15 protein-coding genes and 1 tRNA gene are annotated in these 14,123 nt (G+C 48.9%); 15 read left to right on the top strand and 1 reads right to left on the bottom strand.

Annotated features, from left to right (window positions below):
• The first annotated feature begins 9 nt into the window (after window positions 1–9).
• The 4 genes from yabN (at window position 10) to CCE92_RS12690 (ending at window position 2,788) form a co-directional block, all read left to right on the top strand.
• Complete coding sequence (gene yabN / locus CCE92_RS12675) at window positions 10–1,476, top strand: bifunctional methyltransferase/pyrophosphohydrolase YabN (RefSeq protein WP_088008438.1); 1,467 nt, start codon at window positions 10–12, stop codon at window positions 1,474–1,476.
• Window positions 1,476–1,766, top strand: a complete 291-nt coding sequence (locus tag CCE92_RS12680; protein ID WP_088008440.1) for an RNA-binding S4 domain-containing protein — start codon at window positions 1,476–1,478, stop codon at window positions 1,764–1,766. Before yabN ends, CCE92_RS12680 begins: the two co-directional genes overlap by 1 nt.
• Before the next feature lie 168 nt (window positions 1,767–1,934).
• On the top strand, window positions 1,935–2,264 hold the full coding sequence (locus tag CCE92_RS12685; protein ID WP_241536049.1) for an FtsB family cell division protein: 330 nt from the start codon (window positions 1,935–1,937) through the stop codon (window positions 2,262–2,264).
• Between the two features lie 104 nt (window positions 2,265–2,368).
• Window positions 2,369–2,788 carry a S1 domain-containing RNA-binding protein gene (locus CCE92_RS12690; protein WP_088008444.1) on the top strand — a complete coding sequence of 140 codons (420 nt, stop codon included), beginning with the start codon at window positions 2,369–2,371 and terminating at the stop codon, window positions 2,786–2,788.
• A 344-nt stretch (window positions 2,789–3,132) separates the two neighbouring features.
• On the opposite strand, the gene CCE92_RS12695 is transcribed toward CCE92_RS12690, so the two are convergent.
• Window positions 3,133–3,206: transfer RNA gene (locus CCE92_RS12695), tRNA-Met, on the bottom strand.
• A gap of 81 nt (window positions 3,207–3,287) precedes the next feature.
• On the opposite strand from CCE92_RS12695, the gene tilS (CCE92_RS12700) reads away from it, so the two are divergent.
• The 11 genes from tilS (CCE92_RS12700) to lysS all read left to right on the top strand — a co-directional run bounded on the left by tilS (CCE92_RS12700) (window position 3,288) and on the right by lysS (window position 13,841).
• Window positions 3,288–4,244 carry a tRNA lysidine(34) synthetase TilS gene (gene tilS / locus CCE92_RS12700; protein ID WP_088008446.1) on the top strand — a complete coding sequence of 319 codons (957 nt, stop codon included), beginning with the start codon at window positions 3,288–3,290 and terminating at the stop codon, window positions 4,242–4,244.
• Window positions 4,244–4,726, top strand: coding sequence for a tRNA lysidine(34) synthetase TilS (gene tilS, locus CCE92_RS12705; RefSeq protein ID WP_088008448.1), 483 nt, complete (start codon window positions 4,244–4,246; stop codon window positions 4,724–4,726). Before tilS (CCE92_RS12700) ends, tilS (CCE92_RS12705) begins: the two co-directional genes overlap by 1 nt.
• On the top strand, window positions 4,713–5,264 hold the full coding sequence (gene hpt / locus CCE92_RS12710) for a hypoxanthine phosphoribosyltransferase (protein ID WP_088008450.1): 552 nt from the start codon (window positions 4,713–4,715) through the stop codon (window positions 5,262–5,264). The genes tilS (CCE92_RS12705) and hpt overlap by 14 nt, the downstream gene beginning before the upstream one ends.
• Before the next feature lie 120 nt (window positions 5,265–5,384).
• Window positions 5,385–7,391, top strand: a complete 2,007-nt coding sequence (gene ftsH, locus CCE92_RS12715; protein WP_088008452.1) for an ATP-dependent zinc metalloprotease FtsH — start codon at window positions 5,385–5,387, stop codon at window positions 7,389–7,391.
• Window positions 7,392–7,520: 129 nt separating this feature from the next.
• Window positions 7,521–8,306 carry a type III pantothenate kinase gene (locus CCE92_RS12720; RefSeq protein WP_175578100.1) on the top strand — a complete coding sequence of 262 codons (786 nt, stop codon included), beginning with the start codon at window positions 7,521–7,523 and terminating at the stop codon, window positions 8,304–8,306.
• On the top strand, window positions 8,307–9,188 hold the full coding sequence (gene hslO, locus CCE92_RS12725; RefSeq protein WP_088008455.1) for an Hsp33 family molecular chaperone HslO: 882 nt from the start codon (window positions 8,307–8,309) through the stop codon (window positions 9,186–9,188).
• 162 nt (window positions 9,189–9,350) lie between these two features.
• Window positions 9,351–10,280: a cysteine synthase A gene (cysK, locus tag CCE92_RS12730; protein WP_088008457.1), complete on the top strand. Its 930-nt coding sequence runs from the start codon at window positions 9,351–9,353 to the stop codon at window positions 10,278–10,280.
• Between the two features lie 104 nt (window positions 10,281–10,384).
• Window positions 10,385–11,197, top strand: a complete 813-nt coding sequence (folP, locus tag CCE92_RS12735; RefSeq protein ID WP_088008458.1) for a dihydropteroate synthase — start codon at window positions 10,385–10,387, stop codon at window positions 11,195–11,197.
• On the top strand, window positions 11,197–11,559 hold the full coding sequence (gene folB / locus CCE92_RS12740; RefSeq protein ID WP_088008460.1) for a dihydroneopterin aldolase: 363 nt from the start codon (window positions 11,197–11,199) through the stop codon (window positions 11,557–11,559). The genes folP and folB overlap by 1 nt, the downstream gene beginning before the upstream one ends.
• A complete protein-coding gene (gene folK / locus CCE92_RS12745) occupies window positions 11,556–12,074 on the top strand; it encodes a 2-amino-4-hydroxy-6-hydroxymethyldihydropteridine diphosphokinase (protein WP_088008462.1) in 519 nt (172 codons plus the stop codon). Before folB ends, folK begins: the two co-directional genes overlap by 4 nt.
• A 282-nt stretch (window positions 12,075–12,356) precedes the next feature.
• Window positions 12,357–13,841 (top strand): lysine--tRNA ligase, encoded by a 1,485-nt coding sequence (gene lysS, locus CCE92_RS12750; protein ID WP_088008463.1) that lies wholly within the window; start codon window positions 12,357–12,359, stop codon window positions 13,839–13,841.
• Window positions 13,842–14,123 lie beyond the last annotated feature (282 nt).

Genomic DNA, 14,123 nt, shown 5'->3' on the forward strand with positions numbered 1-14,123 from the left:
GGGATGGAAATGGGAAGTATTCACATTATCGGATTAGGCGCAGGCGATCTGGCACAACTTCCATTAGGTGTGTACAGGCAATTACAGGCAGCAAAGCGGCTGTTTGTCCGTACGGCAGCCCATCCTGTGCTGGAGGAATTAAAAACGGAAGGGCTCGAATTCGAAAGTTTTGATGAAATTTATGAAAAACACGAGACATTCGAACCCGTTTATGAAGAAATCGCAGCCAGACTGCTGGAACTTTCCGCTGAAGGGACAGTCAGTTATGCGGTGCCCGGACACCCGCTCCTGGCAGAGAAAACAGTCCAGCTGCTGATCAGTTATGAACGGCAAGGGCGATGCCGCCTGTCGATCGAAGGAGGCCAAAGTTTTTTGGATCCTCTGTTTGCCTCACTCCGGATTGACCCGATCGAAGGATTCCAATTGGTCGACGGGACCAGCATCAAAATTGACCGGCTTAACATGGATCAGCATGTGCTGATTGCGCAAGTTTACGATACGTTCAGCGCATCGGAAGTCAAACTGGCGCTAATGGAAAAGTATCCGCCCGATTATAAAGTGACGATTGCGACAGCGGCGGGTTCGGCAGCGGAATCCCTCCGCACGGTGCCCTTGTATGAATTGGACCGCGCAGCCGAGCTGGATAATTTGACGACAGTTTATGTTCCGCCGGTGGGCAGCAGGGAAGAACAGCTTAAGGAGTGGCAGGCATTCCGGGCAATCATCGCGGAGCTCCGCGGGCCGTCGGGATGTCCGTGGGATCGTGAGCAAACCCACGAATCGCTGATGCCTTACATGGTCGAAGAAGCCCACGAACTGCTGGAGGCGATTCGCACCGAGGATGATGAAGCCATCACGGAAGAACTCGGGGATGTGCTGCTGCAGGTTTTTCTGCATGCGCAAATCGGGCAGGACAGCGGATACTTTCAGCTCGAGGACATTCTTGAACGGGTCAGCAGTAAAATGATCCGCAGGCATCCTCATGTATTCGGGACCACCGAGGCAGCCACTTCTGAAGAAGTAACTGAAAATTGGCAGCGCATCAAGGAACAGGAAAAACCGGAAGCCGAGTCATTACTGGAAGGACAGGCGGTTTTCAGTTCTTCTCTTCAGACGTCGTTCAACTATCAGAAAAAAGCGGCGGAAGTGGGATTCACATGGCGCGATGCCAAAGGGGCATGGGACAAATTCCATGAGGAGCTGCAGGAATTCCAGCAGGAAACTGCGAAAGGTACAAAGGAAAGGCAGCTTGATGAATTGGGAGATTTGCTCTTTACCCTTGTCAACATCGCCCGATTTTATGGCCTTTCTCCGGAAGAAGCGATGGTCCGGGCGAACAGCAAATTCCGGAAGCGTTTCAGCCATGTGGAAGACTGTGTGAAAAAGGGGGCCGGCGACTTCAGCGATTATTCACTGGAAGAGCTCGACCGGTTCTGGAACGAAGCGAAACAGCACGACCAGAAAGGGGAAAGTTAATGAGACTGGATAAGTTTCTGAAGGTTTCTCGGCTTATTAAGCGGAGAACATTAGCGAAAGAAGTGGCAGACCAAGGCCGTGTAACAATTAACGGGAAAAAAGCGAAGGCAAGTTCGGTCCTTAAGGAGGGCGATGAACTGGAAATCAGATTTGGTCAAAAAATTGTCGTTGCCCGTGTGGATCTATTGAAAGACAGTGCCCGGAAGGAAGAGACAGCCGGCATGTATACCATCCTGAGGGAAGAAAAACTGGCTAAAGCGGAACCCCAATTCATTGATGACGAAGAATAGTGCAAAAAAATGAAAAAAATGGCTATCCCCCCTTATACAGTGCGATTTATTTTTGTATAATAAAGTCAACTATACGTGGGGGGTATGATCATGGGCTTGAAGAACAGACGTAAACCGGCGGATCAGGGGGTCGCTTCAATCCGGAATGATTATGTCCGCTCAGTGGAAATGCAGGAAAAGAAAAATCAGGCTCACAAGGTCAAATTATTCAGAAGGCTTTCTGCTTTCGGTATCATTGCGGCTGTCTGCATGCTTTGGGTGATGGTCACTCTCTTCGGACAAACCCAGACATTAGCCGAGAAAAAAGAAGAAAAGGCGGAAGCTGCTGCGGTATTGGAAGCAGCCCAGGAAAAACAGATCCGTCTGGAAGAACAGATTCAGCTGCTGAATGACGAAGACTATTTAGCTAAACTGGCACGCAAGGAGTATTTCCTGTCAGAAGAAGGCGAAATCATCTTTTCGATTCCTGAAGAAGAAAATACCCGCGAAAAAGAGTAGTCAGTTGACACTCTTTTTTTGTTGACTATAATTAAAGGTAATTGACGGGTTTCTGTCATGACAGAAGCTGGTGTCATAAAATTCTAAGGAGGAACATTTTTTTTATGTCAATTGAAGTAGGCAGCAAGTTACAGGGAAAGGTTACGGGAATCACAAATTTTGGAGCTTTTGTTGAGCTGCCAAACGGTAAGACGGGCCTCGTGCATATCAGTGAGGTTGCAGACAATTACGTGAAGGATATCAACGATCACCTTAAAGTCGGCGAAATGGTTGAAGTCAAAGTGATGAATGTTGAAGCTGACGGGAAAATCGGCCTTTCCATCCGTAAAGCGAAGCCTCAGCCTGAGGGAGCGACAGAACGTCCGCGCCGTCCGCGCCCGAATCGTTCGTTTGACCGGCAGCCGCCGAAGGAAAACTTTGAATCAAAAATGGCAAAATTCCTGAAGGACAGCGATGAGCGCCTGTCGACACTGAAACGTGCGACTGAATCGAAACGCGGAGGACGCGGAGCAAGAAGAGGCTGACTTGCTGGCTGTTTCAATGGCATAGAGAAAATGCTTCACAACGGTTTACCAGCTGATGATCAGGACGCTTCTCTTTTCGGGAAGCGTTTTTTCATATCTTCAGCATATGCGGGAAAATAGAAAAAAGCGGCATTCCCGTTTCAGTGGGATGCCGCTTTCAGTGTTCACTGCTCTGGGAAGCCGCCTTACGCTTGTCGGGGCATAACGGCCGTTTCAGCATTTCGGGTGTCCAGCTCAAACGCCAGCCCGTACGCTGATTTCGCCGCTTCGATCGAAAGCAGGCTTTCGACTCTGCGGCTCCAATCCGCTATCGGGCTAAAATGGCGTTTTCCGCTTTTCTGTAATGGCGGTGGAGGGGATCGAACCCCCGACCTCACGGGTATGAACCGTACGCTCTAGCCAGCTGAGCTACACCGCCCTGTTTAAATGAACAAGAATTATCTTACTATCGAATGAATAACGTGTCAAACAGTTTTAAAGTGAGGAAGTGACCGCCGGAATGGAAAACTTTCAGCAGCAGGTACTGGACTTTATTGAAAAAAGACAGCTGATCGAAAAGGGGGACCATGTGTGTGTCGCCTGCTCGGGCGGCGCAGATTCTATGGTGCTGCTGCATGTCCTGAAGTCGCATAAGACCCGGCTCGGAATCCGGCTGAGTGCCGTCCATGTCGATCATATGCTCCGCGGCGAAGAATCTGCAGAAGATCGCCGCTTTACGGAAGTGATATGCAGAGAGTGGGGTATCCCTTTATTCAGTACGGCGATATCGGTGAAACAGCTGCTGGCTGAAGACGGAGGCAACAGCCAAGACGTATACCGCCGGGCACGCTATCAGTATTTCGAAGAAGTGATGACCGCGGCAACTGCGGATAAGTTGGCGACCGCCCATCACGCGGATGATCAGCTGGAAACGCTGCTGATGAACGGACTTCGGGGATCCCTTCACACTGGAACATTCGGCATTCCAATAACGCGGCCGTTTGCAGGCGGTCAGCTGATCCGTCCATTGCTCGGAGTTTCCCGTGAATCGATCGAAAACTATGCCGGTTCGTCAGGGATAAGGTTCCGGCAAGATTCAAGCAACTTCTCCGAAAAGTATACTCGGAACAGGATCAGGAGCAAACTGATTCCAGCTCTTAAAGAGGAAGAGCCGGAAGCGGCTGTCCGCGCTGCCCGGACGGCCGCTGAGCTGCAGGAAGATCAAGCGTTTCTTAACGGAGAGGCGGAAAAGAAACTGAAGCAGCTGCTGCGGATGGACGGGGACAGCTATCTCATCTCCGCAAGGGCTTTTCGGACTGTACCGTCTGCTTTACAAAAAAGAATGCTTCCTCTACTATTAAAGTATCTATACCCGAAAGAATTTGTACAACCGACGGTACAGCTGGCTGAACAGATGCGGGAAGTGATGCTCAGTTCATCAGGTACTGTTTTTTACATTTGCCTAAAAACCGGGTAATGGTCCGGCAATATGATGAAGTGGAATTCAGTCATGCCATTTCTGTTCCTGCGGACAGGGAACTTGGGGTTCCGATCGCCTCCGGCTGGTCCAGACCTATAAAAGGCTTCAGTTTCCAAATCTCAGAGGCGAAGAAAGAGCCTTTAGAAAATACTGCAGAGATGTGGTATTTTTCACCGGACGATCATATTCCGCTTTCGGTCCGCGGCCGGAAAAAAGGGGACCGGATCCAGCTGCCGGGAATGCAGTCTCCGAAGAAGATTTCCCGCCTCATGATCGATGAAAAACTCCCGGCACCTGACCGGGATTGGTGGCCGCTTATCGTGAACGGGAACGACGAAATCCTTCTCGTGCCCGGAATCCGTTCATCTTCTTGGCTGCGGCGGCATCCGCGAGAAGGAGATTGGGTTTTAGCTGTCAGGTCAGTATCCGGAGACACTAAAAGTTACTATAATTTAGGAGGATATCATGCTACGGAATGACATCGAGGAAGTTTTGATTACAGAAGAAGAGATTCGGGAAAAGACCCGGGAACTCGGCGAGACACTGACCAATGACTACAAGGATAAATTTCCGATGGCGATCGGTGTCCTGAAAGGTGCCCTTCCGTTCATGGGAGATCTCATTAAACGGATGGACTGCTATCTGGAAATGGATTTCATGGATGTTTCCAGTTACGGAAATGCAACGGTTTCTTCCGGTGAAGTGAAAATCATAAAGGATCTCAATTCGAGCGTTGAAGGACGCGACATCCTGATCATCGAAGACATTATCGACAGCGGACTGACGCTCAGCTACCTGGTCGACCTTTTCAAATACCGGAAGGCCAAATCCATTAAGATCGTTACGCTACTTGATAAGCCGAGCGGCCGGAAAGTGGACTTGAAGGCGGACTATATCGGCTTTGAAGTCCCGGATGCGTTTGTGGTCGGTTATGGACTTGATTATGCAGAAAAATACCGAAACCTCCCGTATATTGGCGTGCTCAAGCCTTACGTTTACAGAGGGGAAGAAGCCTAGTCAAGAACTATTCACAATTCAGTGAATAGGCGCTCTGTGTAAGGGCTTTTCATTGTCCGCCCAATTGCCGTTGTGGTAGTATTTAGTATAGTTTTTGCAAACCTTGTGAGGAGGCTCGGGATGAATCGAATATTTCGATACACCATATTCTATCTACTGATATTCCTGGTTATCATCGGGATTTTAGGAACATTCAACAACAGTAACCAGCCGACACAAAATATAGGATATGATGAATTTTTGACAGCATTGGCTGAAGGCGAAATCACGGAAGTGACGATTCAGCCAGATGCCATGGTTTATGAAGTGAGAGGGGAAATGGCCGATTATGAGGAAGGGGAATCGTTCATCACGAACATTCCACTTGAGAATAATGAGGTCATCAGCCAGATTGATGAATTGGCGCTTCAGGAGGACGTAGAAGTTAATTACCTGAAAGCACCGCAGACAAGCGGTTGGGTTCAGTTCCTCACAGGTATCATTCCTTTCGTCATTATCTTCATTTTGTTCTTCTTCCTGCTTAACCAAGCCCAAGGAGGCGGCGGCGGCCGTGTCATGAATTTTGGGAAGAGCAAGGCGAAGCTGTACGATGATGAAAAAAAGAAAGTGCGTTTCCGTGATGTAGCGGGGGCGGATGAAGAGAAACAAGAACTCGTCGAAGTGGTCGACTTCTTGAAGGACCCGCGCAAATTCTCAAGTATCGGTGCGCGGATTCCGAAAGGTATTTTGCTTGTCGGACCTCCGGGAACCGGTAAAACGCTTCTGGCTCGCGCAGTGGCTGGCGAAGCCGGCGTGCCGTTCTTCTCGATCAGCGGTTCGGACTTCGTTGAAATGTTTGTCGGCGTCGGGGCTTCACGTGTCCGTGACCTATTCGAGAATGCAAAAAAGAATTCGCCGTGTATCATTTTCATTGATGAGATTGATGCAGTCGGACGCCAGCGAGGCGCCGGTCTTGGCGGCGGTCACGATGAGCGTGAGCAGACCCTTAACCAGCTGCTTGTTGAAATGGACGGATTCGGCGCGAATGAAGGAATCATCATCATTGCTGCCACGAACCGCCCTGATATTCTGGACCCGGCTCTTCTCCGTCCGGGACGCTTCGATCGTCAGATCACAGTCGGACGTCCGGATGTAAAAGGGCGCCAGGAAGTCCTGCAAGTGCATGCGCGCAATAAACCACTGAGCGATACGGTGGACCTTAAAGCCGTCGCACAGCGTACACCTGGCTTCTCCGGTGCAGACTTAGAGAACCTGCTGAACGAAGCGGCGCTTGTCGCTGCGAGACGCAGCAAAGATAAAATCGATATGTCGGATATCGATGAAGCCACAGACCGGGTCATCGCAGGACCGGCGAAAAAGAATCGGGTCATTTCCGAGAAAGAACGCAATATTGTGGCTTTCCACGAATCCGGCCATACGGTCGTCGGACTCACGCTCGATGACGCGGATGTGGTTCATAAAGTGACGATCGTCCCTCGCGGACAAGCGGGCGGATATGCGGTCATGCTTCCTCGGGAAGACCGGTACTTTATGACGAAACCGGAACTCCTCGATAAAATAGCGGGTCTGCTGGGCGGCCGCGTAGCGGAAGATATCATATTCGGCGAGGTTTCGACCGGCGCGCACAATGACTTCCAGCGGGCAACGCAAATAGCCCGGAGCATGGTCACGGAATACGGAATGAGTGATAAAATCGGACCTGTCCAATTTGGCCAGGCTTCCGGAGGCAACGTGTTCCTCGGCCGCGATATCAACTCCGATCAGAATTATTCGGATGACATCGCATTCGAGATCGACCAGGAAATTCAGCGGATCATCAAAGAACAGTACGAGCGCACGAAATCGATCCTCAGTGAGAGAGAGGACCTGCTCCGTCTGATTGCGACGACACTGCTTGAAGTGGAAACCCTCGATGCCGGCCAAATCCTTCACTTGAAGGAACATGGCACACTGCCGGAACGTGAATACGAATCGCTGAACGGTGAAATCGCAGAAGACGAAGAGACTGAAGAGAAAGTGAATCCTGATGTGACAGGGGCACCATCTGATCCGGATGCCGGTGATTTGCCGGCCGAGGAAGAGACTGCCGATAACCCGGGAGGACCTTTCCAGGAAGACAGAAAGTAATCGATAGTGAGCTGATTGGCTGCCCGGAATCAACGGGAAGTCAATCAGCTTTTTTCTGCGAGTCATCTTGTGTTATGATGTCTTGGATAATTTCCAAGAAGACAAGCTTGAGAGAAGCGGGGACAAATGATGATTTTAGTGCTGGATGCAGGGAATACGAATATCATGCTAGGCGTCTATAATGGAGACAGATTAGCGCATTACTGGCGGATCGGTACCGACCGCAAGAAAACAGAAGATGAATTCGCCATGCAGGTTAAACAGCTGTTGGACCACGCAGACCTTATGCTTGAAGATATTCGGGGAATCATCATCTCTTCCGTCGTGCCACCGATCATGTTTACACTCGAGCAGATGTGCGAGAAGTACTTTCATATAAAGCCACTCGTAGTCGGTCCTGGTGTGAAGACCGGGTTGAATATCACATATGAGAATCCGCGGGAAGTCGGAGCGGATCGGATAGTGAACGCTGTGGCGGCCATCCATGAATACGGCAGTCCGCTGGTCATCGTCGATTTCGGCACAGCTACCACTTATTGCTTTATTGATGAGAAAGGACGTTACATTGGCGGCGCTATAGCTCCAGGTATCAATATTTCGACTGAAGCGCTCTATCTGCAGGCGTCCAAACTGCCGCGCATCGAGATCGCGAAACCCGGGAGCATCATCGGCAAAAATACAGTCTCTGCCATGCAGGCAGGTATCGTATTCGGCTATGTCGGTCAGGCGGAAGGAATCATCGGCCGGATGAAAGCTCAAAGCAATAAAGAACCGAAAGTCGTTGCAACCGGGGGCCTTGCCAAACTTATTGCCGGAGAATCAGAAATGATTGATATCGTAGATCCTTATTTGACACTTAAGGGACTGTATTTGATTTATAAACGAAATGAAACGCAGGGAAAGGAAAGATATTGAATGGCAGATTATTTAGTAAGAGGGTTGGCTTTTAATGGGCAAGTCCGTGCTTTTGCTGCAGACACTACTGATACGGTCGGAGAAGCGCAGCGCCGGCATATGATGTGGCCGACCGCTTCGGCTGCTCTCGGCCGGACAATGACTGCAGGCGTCATGATCGGAGCAATGCTTAAAGGTGAAGATAAAGTGACGCTGAAAGTGGAAGGAGATGGCCCGATCGGTCTGATTCTCGTTGACAGCAACGCGAAAGGCGGCGTCCGTGGCTATGTAACGAACCCGCAGACCCACCTGGACCTGAACAGGCAGGGGAAACTGGATGTCCGGGGAGCGGTCGGGACAGAAGGAATGCTGTCAGTCGTGAAGGACTTGGGACTCCGGGATTACTTCACAGGCCAGACACCGATTGTATCCGGTGAGATCGCAGAAGACTTCACCTATTATTTCGCTGCATCAGAACAAGTTCCTTCATCGGTGGGACTGGGGGTTCTCGTCGATACGGACAATTCCATCATCGCTGCCGGTGGTTTCATTATCCAGCTCATGCCGGGAACAGATGATGAGACGATTGCGAAGATCGAAGAGCGCATCAGTAAAGTGGAACCTATCTCGAAACTGATCGAAAGGGGACTGTCTCCGGAAGAAGTTCTGGAAGAAGTGCTCGGTAAAGGGAATGTTCAGATTCTGGACAATATGCCCGTCCATTTTGACTGCAACTGCTCAAAAGACCGGTTTGCAAGAGGAATCATGGGACTCGGCGAGCAGGAGATCCGAGATATGATCGATGAAGATGGAATGGCGGAAGCCCAATGCCATTTCTGTCTGGAAAAGTATGAGTACTCAAAGAACGAGTTGGAGACGATGATTGAAGAGCTCCGTTCTTGATTGAACAAAATAAGTCTCCGCAGGAAAGCGTCTGAAAGGACGCTTTTTTCTTATTCCTCCATGAAGCTGGTTTGATTCGTCAAAATTGACCGACAAAAGAAACATTGATACGATAGAACCAGTAAAGCCGACAAAATAACTGGGAATTAGGAGTGATGGGCATTGAATAAAGTAGGAAACTCAGTGACAGAATTGATTGGCCAGACCCCGATTGTAAAATTGAATCGCCTCACGGGGCCGGAAGATGCAGAAATTTACGCGAAACTTGAATTCTTCAACCCGGGCAGCAGTGTCAAAGACCGGATTGCGCTGGCAATGATAGAAGCAGGTGAAAAAGCCGGCAAGCTGAAGGAAGGCGATACGATCGTTGAGCCGACAAGCGGCAATACAGGCATCGGCCTTGCGATGGTGGCGGCAGCGAAAGGATACAAAACCGTTCTCGTCATGCCGGAGACCATGAGCATGGAACGGCGCAATCTTTTGCGTGCTTACGGAGCGGAACTTGTTCTTACGCCCGGTCCAGGTGGAATGAAAGCAGCTATTGCAAAAGCGGAAGAACTTGTAGCAGAAAAAGGTTACTTCATGCCTCAGCAGTTCAAGAACGAAGCGAATCCAGAAGTGCACCGGCTGACAACTGGCCCGGAAATCATTGAAGCGATGGGCGAACAGCTGGATGCTTTTGTTTCTGGAATCGGGACAGGCGGGACTATCACGGGAGCCGGTGAAGTGCTGAAGAAGAAATACCCTGAAATCTTAATTGCAGCAGTGGAACCGGCAGATTCGGCAGTCCTTTCGGGAGGAGAACCAGGACCGCACAAAATCCAAGGACTCGGAGCAGGATTTGTGCCGGATGTCCTCGACACCAAAATCTATGATGAAGTGATTCAAGTGACAAACGAACAGGCATATGAAACAGCACGTGAATTGGCGCGACAGGAAGGCATTCTCGGAGGTGTCTCCTCCGGAGCGGCGATTTATGCCTCTCTCCAGGTAGCCAAACGCCTCGGTAAAGGCAAAAAAGTCCTCACCGTCTTACCGTCCAACGGAGAGCGCTATTTGAGCACACCACTTTATCAGTTCGACGAAAAGTAATAAAACAAGCCGGAAAGCATGCAGACTGCATGCTTTTCTTTTTATATTGGAAAGAATTTCGCGATAAAATGAATTTAGAATCAAAATGAAAGGTGCGTAGAAAGATGTTTGATTTCAACGAAAAAACAAGAGTCATGGGGATTTTGAATGTAACGCCTGATTCATTTTCGGATGGCGGAAAATTCAATTCAGTTGAACGGGCGGTGTTGCGTGCTCATCAGATGGTGGAAGACGGTGCAGATATCATTGATATCGGCGGCGAATCGACCCGTCCGGGCTATGAGGCGGTTTCCGTTGAAGAAGAGAAAGAACGGGTCGTTCCTGTAATACAGGAATTGAAAAGACAGCTCGGCATTCCGGTATCGATCGATACATATAAAGCGGAAGTTGCAGAAGCAGCCCTTGAGGCGGGAGCAGACATTATCAATGATATATGGGGTGCTAAACATGATCGGGCGATTGCGGACTTGGCGGCACGATATGAGGTGCCGATCATTTTGATGCACAACCGGAAAAAAGCGGTATACACAGACTTTTGGGAGGAAGTGAAACAGGATACTGAAGAAAGCATCCAGATAGCACTTAAGGCAGGAGTGAAACGAGAACAAATCTGGCTTGATCCGGGTATCGGGTTTGGCAAAACCGCTGTCCATAACGTGGAGATGATGCAGCTGCTCGGCCGGTTCACAAAACTCGGCTATCCTGTTCTGCTCGGAACTTCGCGCAAATCATTCATTGGAAAAGCCTTGGGCGGTGCGCCCGCTAACGAACGGCTTGAGGGTTCACTCGCGACTGTCTGCTATGGAGTTCAGCAAGGCTGTCATATTGTCCGGGTGCATGACGTGAAAGAGACTGTGCGCACCATTCGGATGATGGATATCCTGACAGGTAAGCAGACGATCAAGGAGGCAGATTAATGGACCGAATTCACATTACCGACATGGAGTTTTACGGTTACCATGGCGTTCTGCCGGAAGAAACAAAACTAGGTCAGCGTTTCCGTCTTTCGGTCTCTCTTTCAATTGATTTAAGACAGGCCGGCGAGACAGATGATTTAGAGAAAACGGTACACTATGGAGAAGTATATAATCTTTGCCGTTCTATAGTGGAAGGAGAGCCTAAAAAACTGATTGAAGCGGTGGCTGAAAAAGTGGCAGCTGCCATTTTGGAAAATTACTTCATCGTTCGATCGGTCCAGGTTCATTTTGAAAAACCGGATCCGCCAATCCCCGGACATTATCGTTCCGTTGCCGTCGATATTACAAGGGACCGACCATGAACAATGTTTATCTGTCGATCGGCTCTAACATAGGTGACCGCCTTTCCAAACTTCAGCAGGCAGTGAAACTATTAAATTCCATTCCGGGGACAGAAGTCAAAAAAATTTCAGCTGTCTATGAGACAGCTGCGGTCGGATTAACAGATCAGGCAGATTTTTTGAACGCTGCAGTTCAGATTTGGACAAAATTCGGGCCGGAAGAACTTCTTTCGGTTTGTCAGGATATTGAACGGCAGTTGGAAAGGGAACGGACAGTCCGGTGGGGACCCCGAACGATAGACCTTGACATTTTGCTTTATAATCAAGACAATATTGAAACAGAGAGACTTACCATCCCCCATCCGAGAATGCGGGAGCGGGCGTTTGTCCTCGTCCCGCTTGCTGAACTTAATAGGGAATTGAAGGAACCGCATAGCGATCGTCTTTACCGAGATTTAATCCGAAAAGCGGAAGGGGAAGTCAGACTCTACCGCGAAGCGGTTGATGTTTCAACATTTCTCGAATTAACAGAATGACTCTGCAGCCAACCGGTAATCTGAATCGCTTAAACGTTGGCTGAGCTTTTAAATACAGGAGAAACTCCGCTCCATAAGACCGATCGAAGGGCGAATTCCAATTATCCGCTTTATGGCCAATTAAACAGAACGTGATTGCGAGACTCTTATCAGCACTGTTTAGTTTCGGTCGGACGGGCTGCTACATGATGTGGCGGCTTTTTTGTGTGCATACACGGAAATTGTGTACAATAGGGAAATGATAAAAATTGAGCCGGTTTATAATCAGAAGGAGTGAAGGCAATGTCAGAAGAATTGAATGATCAGTTGAGGGTAAGGCGCCAAAAGATGCAGGAGTTCCGGGAGCATGGAGCAGACCCGTTCGGAAGCCGCTTCGAACGCACCCATTCAACCGCTGAAATTAAAAGCCAGTATGAGCAGTATTCAAAAGATGAATTGGCTGAAACACCGCATGTGGTTGTGATTGCGGGACGCCTGATGACTAAGCGGGGAAAAGGGAAAGCCGGTTTCGCCCATCTTCAAGATCTCGCCGGTCAAATCCAGATCTATGTTCGGCAGGATGCCGTTGGTGAAGAAACATATGGCTGGTTCAACTCAGCTGATTTAGGAGATATTATTGGAGTAAAAGGAACTGTTTTTAAAACGAAAGTTGGCGAACTTTCTGTAAAAGCGACTGAACTGACATTTCTGTCGAAAGCTTTACGGCCTCTACCGGATAAATTCCATGGATTGAAAGACGTCGAGCAGCGCTATCGCCAGCGGTATCTTGATCTGATTGCGAGCGAAGAGAGCAGAGAGACTTTTATTTTGCGGAGCCGAATCATTCAGTCGATGCGCCGTTACTTGGATGATGCCGGATTCCTCGAAGTAGAAACACCGATGCTGCACTCCATTGCAGGAGGGGCGGCTGCCCGTCCGTTTACGACTCACCATAACGCATTAGATATGGCTTTGTTCATGCGGATTGCTATCGAACTGCACTTAAAGCGACTGATTGTCGGTGGTTTGGAAAAAGTATATGAGATTGGACGGGTTTTTCGGAACGAAGGAATTTCCACCCGGCATAATCCCGAATTCACAATGCTAGAGCTCTATGAAGCTTATGCTGACTTCGAGGATATTATGAATTTGACGGAGAATTTAATTGCCCATATTGCCCAGGATGTGCTTGGAACGACGACGGTCCGCTATGGAGACGATGAAATTAATCTCGCTCCAGGTTGGGAAAGACTCCATATTGCAGATGCAGTTAAGAAATTTACAGGAGTGGATTTCTGGCGACAGATGACAACAGAAGAAGCGCATGCGTTAGCAAAGGAGCATGGAATAGAAATTAAAGATTCTATGGAAGTCGGACATATTCTGAACGAGTTTTTCGAACAAAAAGTCGAAGAAAATCTCGTGCAGCCAACATTTGTATATGGTCACCCTGTTGAAATTTCCCCGCTTGCAAAAAAGAATCCGGATGATGAACGGTTCACTGACCGGTTCGAGCTTTTCATTGTCCGGCGGGAGCATGCCAATGCTTTTACAGAGCTGAATGATCCGATTGATCAGCGGGAACGATTTGAAGCTCAGCTTGCAGAAAAAGCGGCTGGCAACGATGAAGCGCATGAAATGGATGAAGATTTTATTGAAGCACTGGAATATGGTATGCCGCCGACTGGCGGGCTGGGTATCGGAATCGATCGCCTCGTAATGCTGCTGACCGATTCTCCATCAATTCGTGATGTGCTGCTGTTCCCGCAAATGCGTCACCGAGATTAATTTTAAATATTAACAGACCGAAAGGATAAGGTTTTCCTTTCGGTCTTTCTTTATCAAATGGTTTGCGTAAAAACCGGCAGGATGGTATAGTGATGAACGTTGCTCTGAAAATAAGTTAGCTTAAAAATGTTGACTTGTACTAAATGAATTGATAACATAGTTAAGTCGCGTTGGAGATATCAAGAAAACGAAAAATAATTCTTGACTAGAAAGCGGCTTGTATGGTAACTTAATAAAGTTGCTGCAAACGACGCAGCGCCTTCTGAACCTTGAAAACTGAAC

It is taken from the genome of Indiicoccus explosivorum, from assembly GCF_002167005.1.
GTDB lineage: Bacteria > Bacillota > Bacilli > Bacillales_A > Planococcaceae > Indiicoccus > Indiicoccus explosivorum.

What these genes read in the sequence shown, in the direction of transcription:
- yabN (WP_088008438.1), top strand. Translation starts at nt 10, where the DNA reads ATGGGAAGTATTCACATTATCGGATTAGGCGCAGGCGATCTGGCACAA.
- CCE92_RS12680 (WP_088008440.1), top strand. Translation starts at nt 1,476, where the DNA reads ATGAGACTGGATAAGTTTCTGAAGGTTTCTCGGCTTATTAAGCGGAGA.
- CCE92_RS12685 (WP_241536049.1), top strand. Translation starts at nt 1,935, where the DNA reads ATGCAGGAAAAGAAAAATCAGGCTCACAAGGTCAAATTATTCAGAAGG.
- CCE92_RS12690 (WP_088008444.1), top strand. Translation starts at nt 2,369, where the DNA reads ATGTCAATTGAAGTAGGCAGCAAGTTACAGGGAAAGGTTACGGGAATC.
- tilS (WP_088008446.1), top strand. Translation starts at nt 3,288, where the DNA reads ATGGAAAACTTTCAGCAGCAGGTACTGGACTTTATTGAAAAAAGACAG.
- tilS (WP_088008448.1), top strand. Translation starts at nt 4,244, where the DNA reads ATGGTCCGGCAATATGATGAAGTGGAATTCAGTCATGCCATTTCTGTT.
- hpt (WP_088008450.1), top strand. Translation starts at nt 4,713, where the DNA reads ATGCTACGGAATGACATCGAGGAAGTTTTGATTACAGAAGAAGAGATT.
- ftsH (WP_088008452.1), top strand. Translation starts at nt 5,385, where the DNA reads ATGAATCGAATATTTCGATACACCATATTCTATCTACTGATATTCCTG.
- CCE92_RS12720 (WP_175578100.1), top strand. Translation starts at nt 7,521, where the DNA reads ATGATTTTAGTGCTGGATGCAGGGAATACGAATATCATGCTAGGCGTC.
- hslO (WP_088008455.1), top strand. Translation starts at nt 8,307, where the DNA reads ATGGCAGATTATTTAGTAAGAGGGTTGGCTTTTAATGGGCAAGTCCGT.
- folP (WP_088008458.1), top strand. Translation starts at nt 10,385, where the DNA reads ATGTTTGATTTCAACGAAAAAACAAGAGTCATGGGGATTTTGAATGTA.
- folB (WP_088008460.1), top strand. Translation starts at nt 11,197, where the DNA reads ATGGACCGAATTCACATTACCGACATGGAGTTTTACGGTTACCATGGC.
- folK (WP_088008462.1), top strand. Translation starts at nt 11,556, where the DNA reads ATGAACAATGTTTATCTGTCGATCGGCTCTAACATAGGTGACCGCCTT.
- lysS (WP_088008463.1), top strand. Translation starts at nt 12,357, where the DNA reads ATGTCAGAAGAATTGAATGATCAGTTGAGGGTAAGGCGCCAAAAGATG.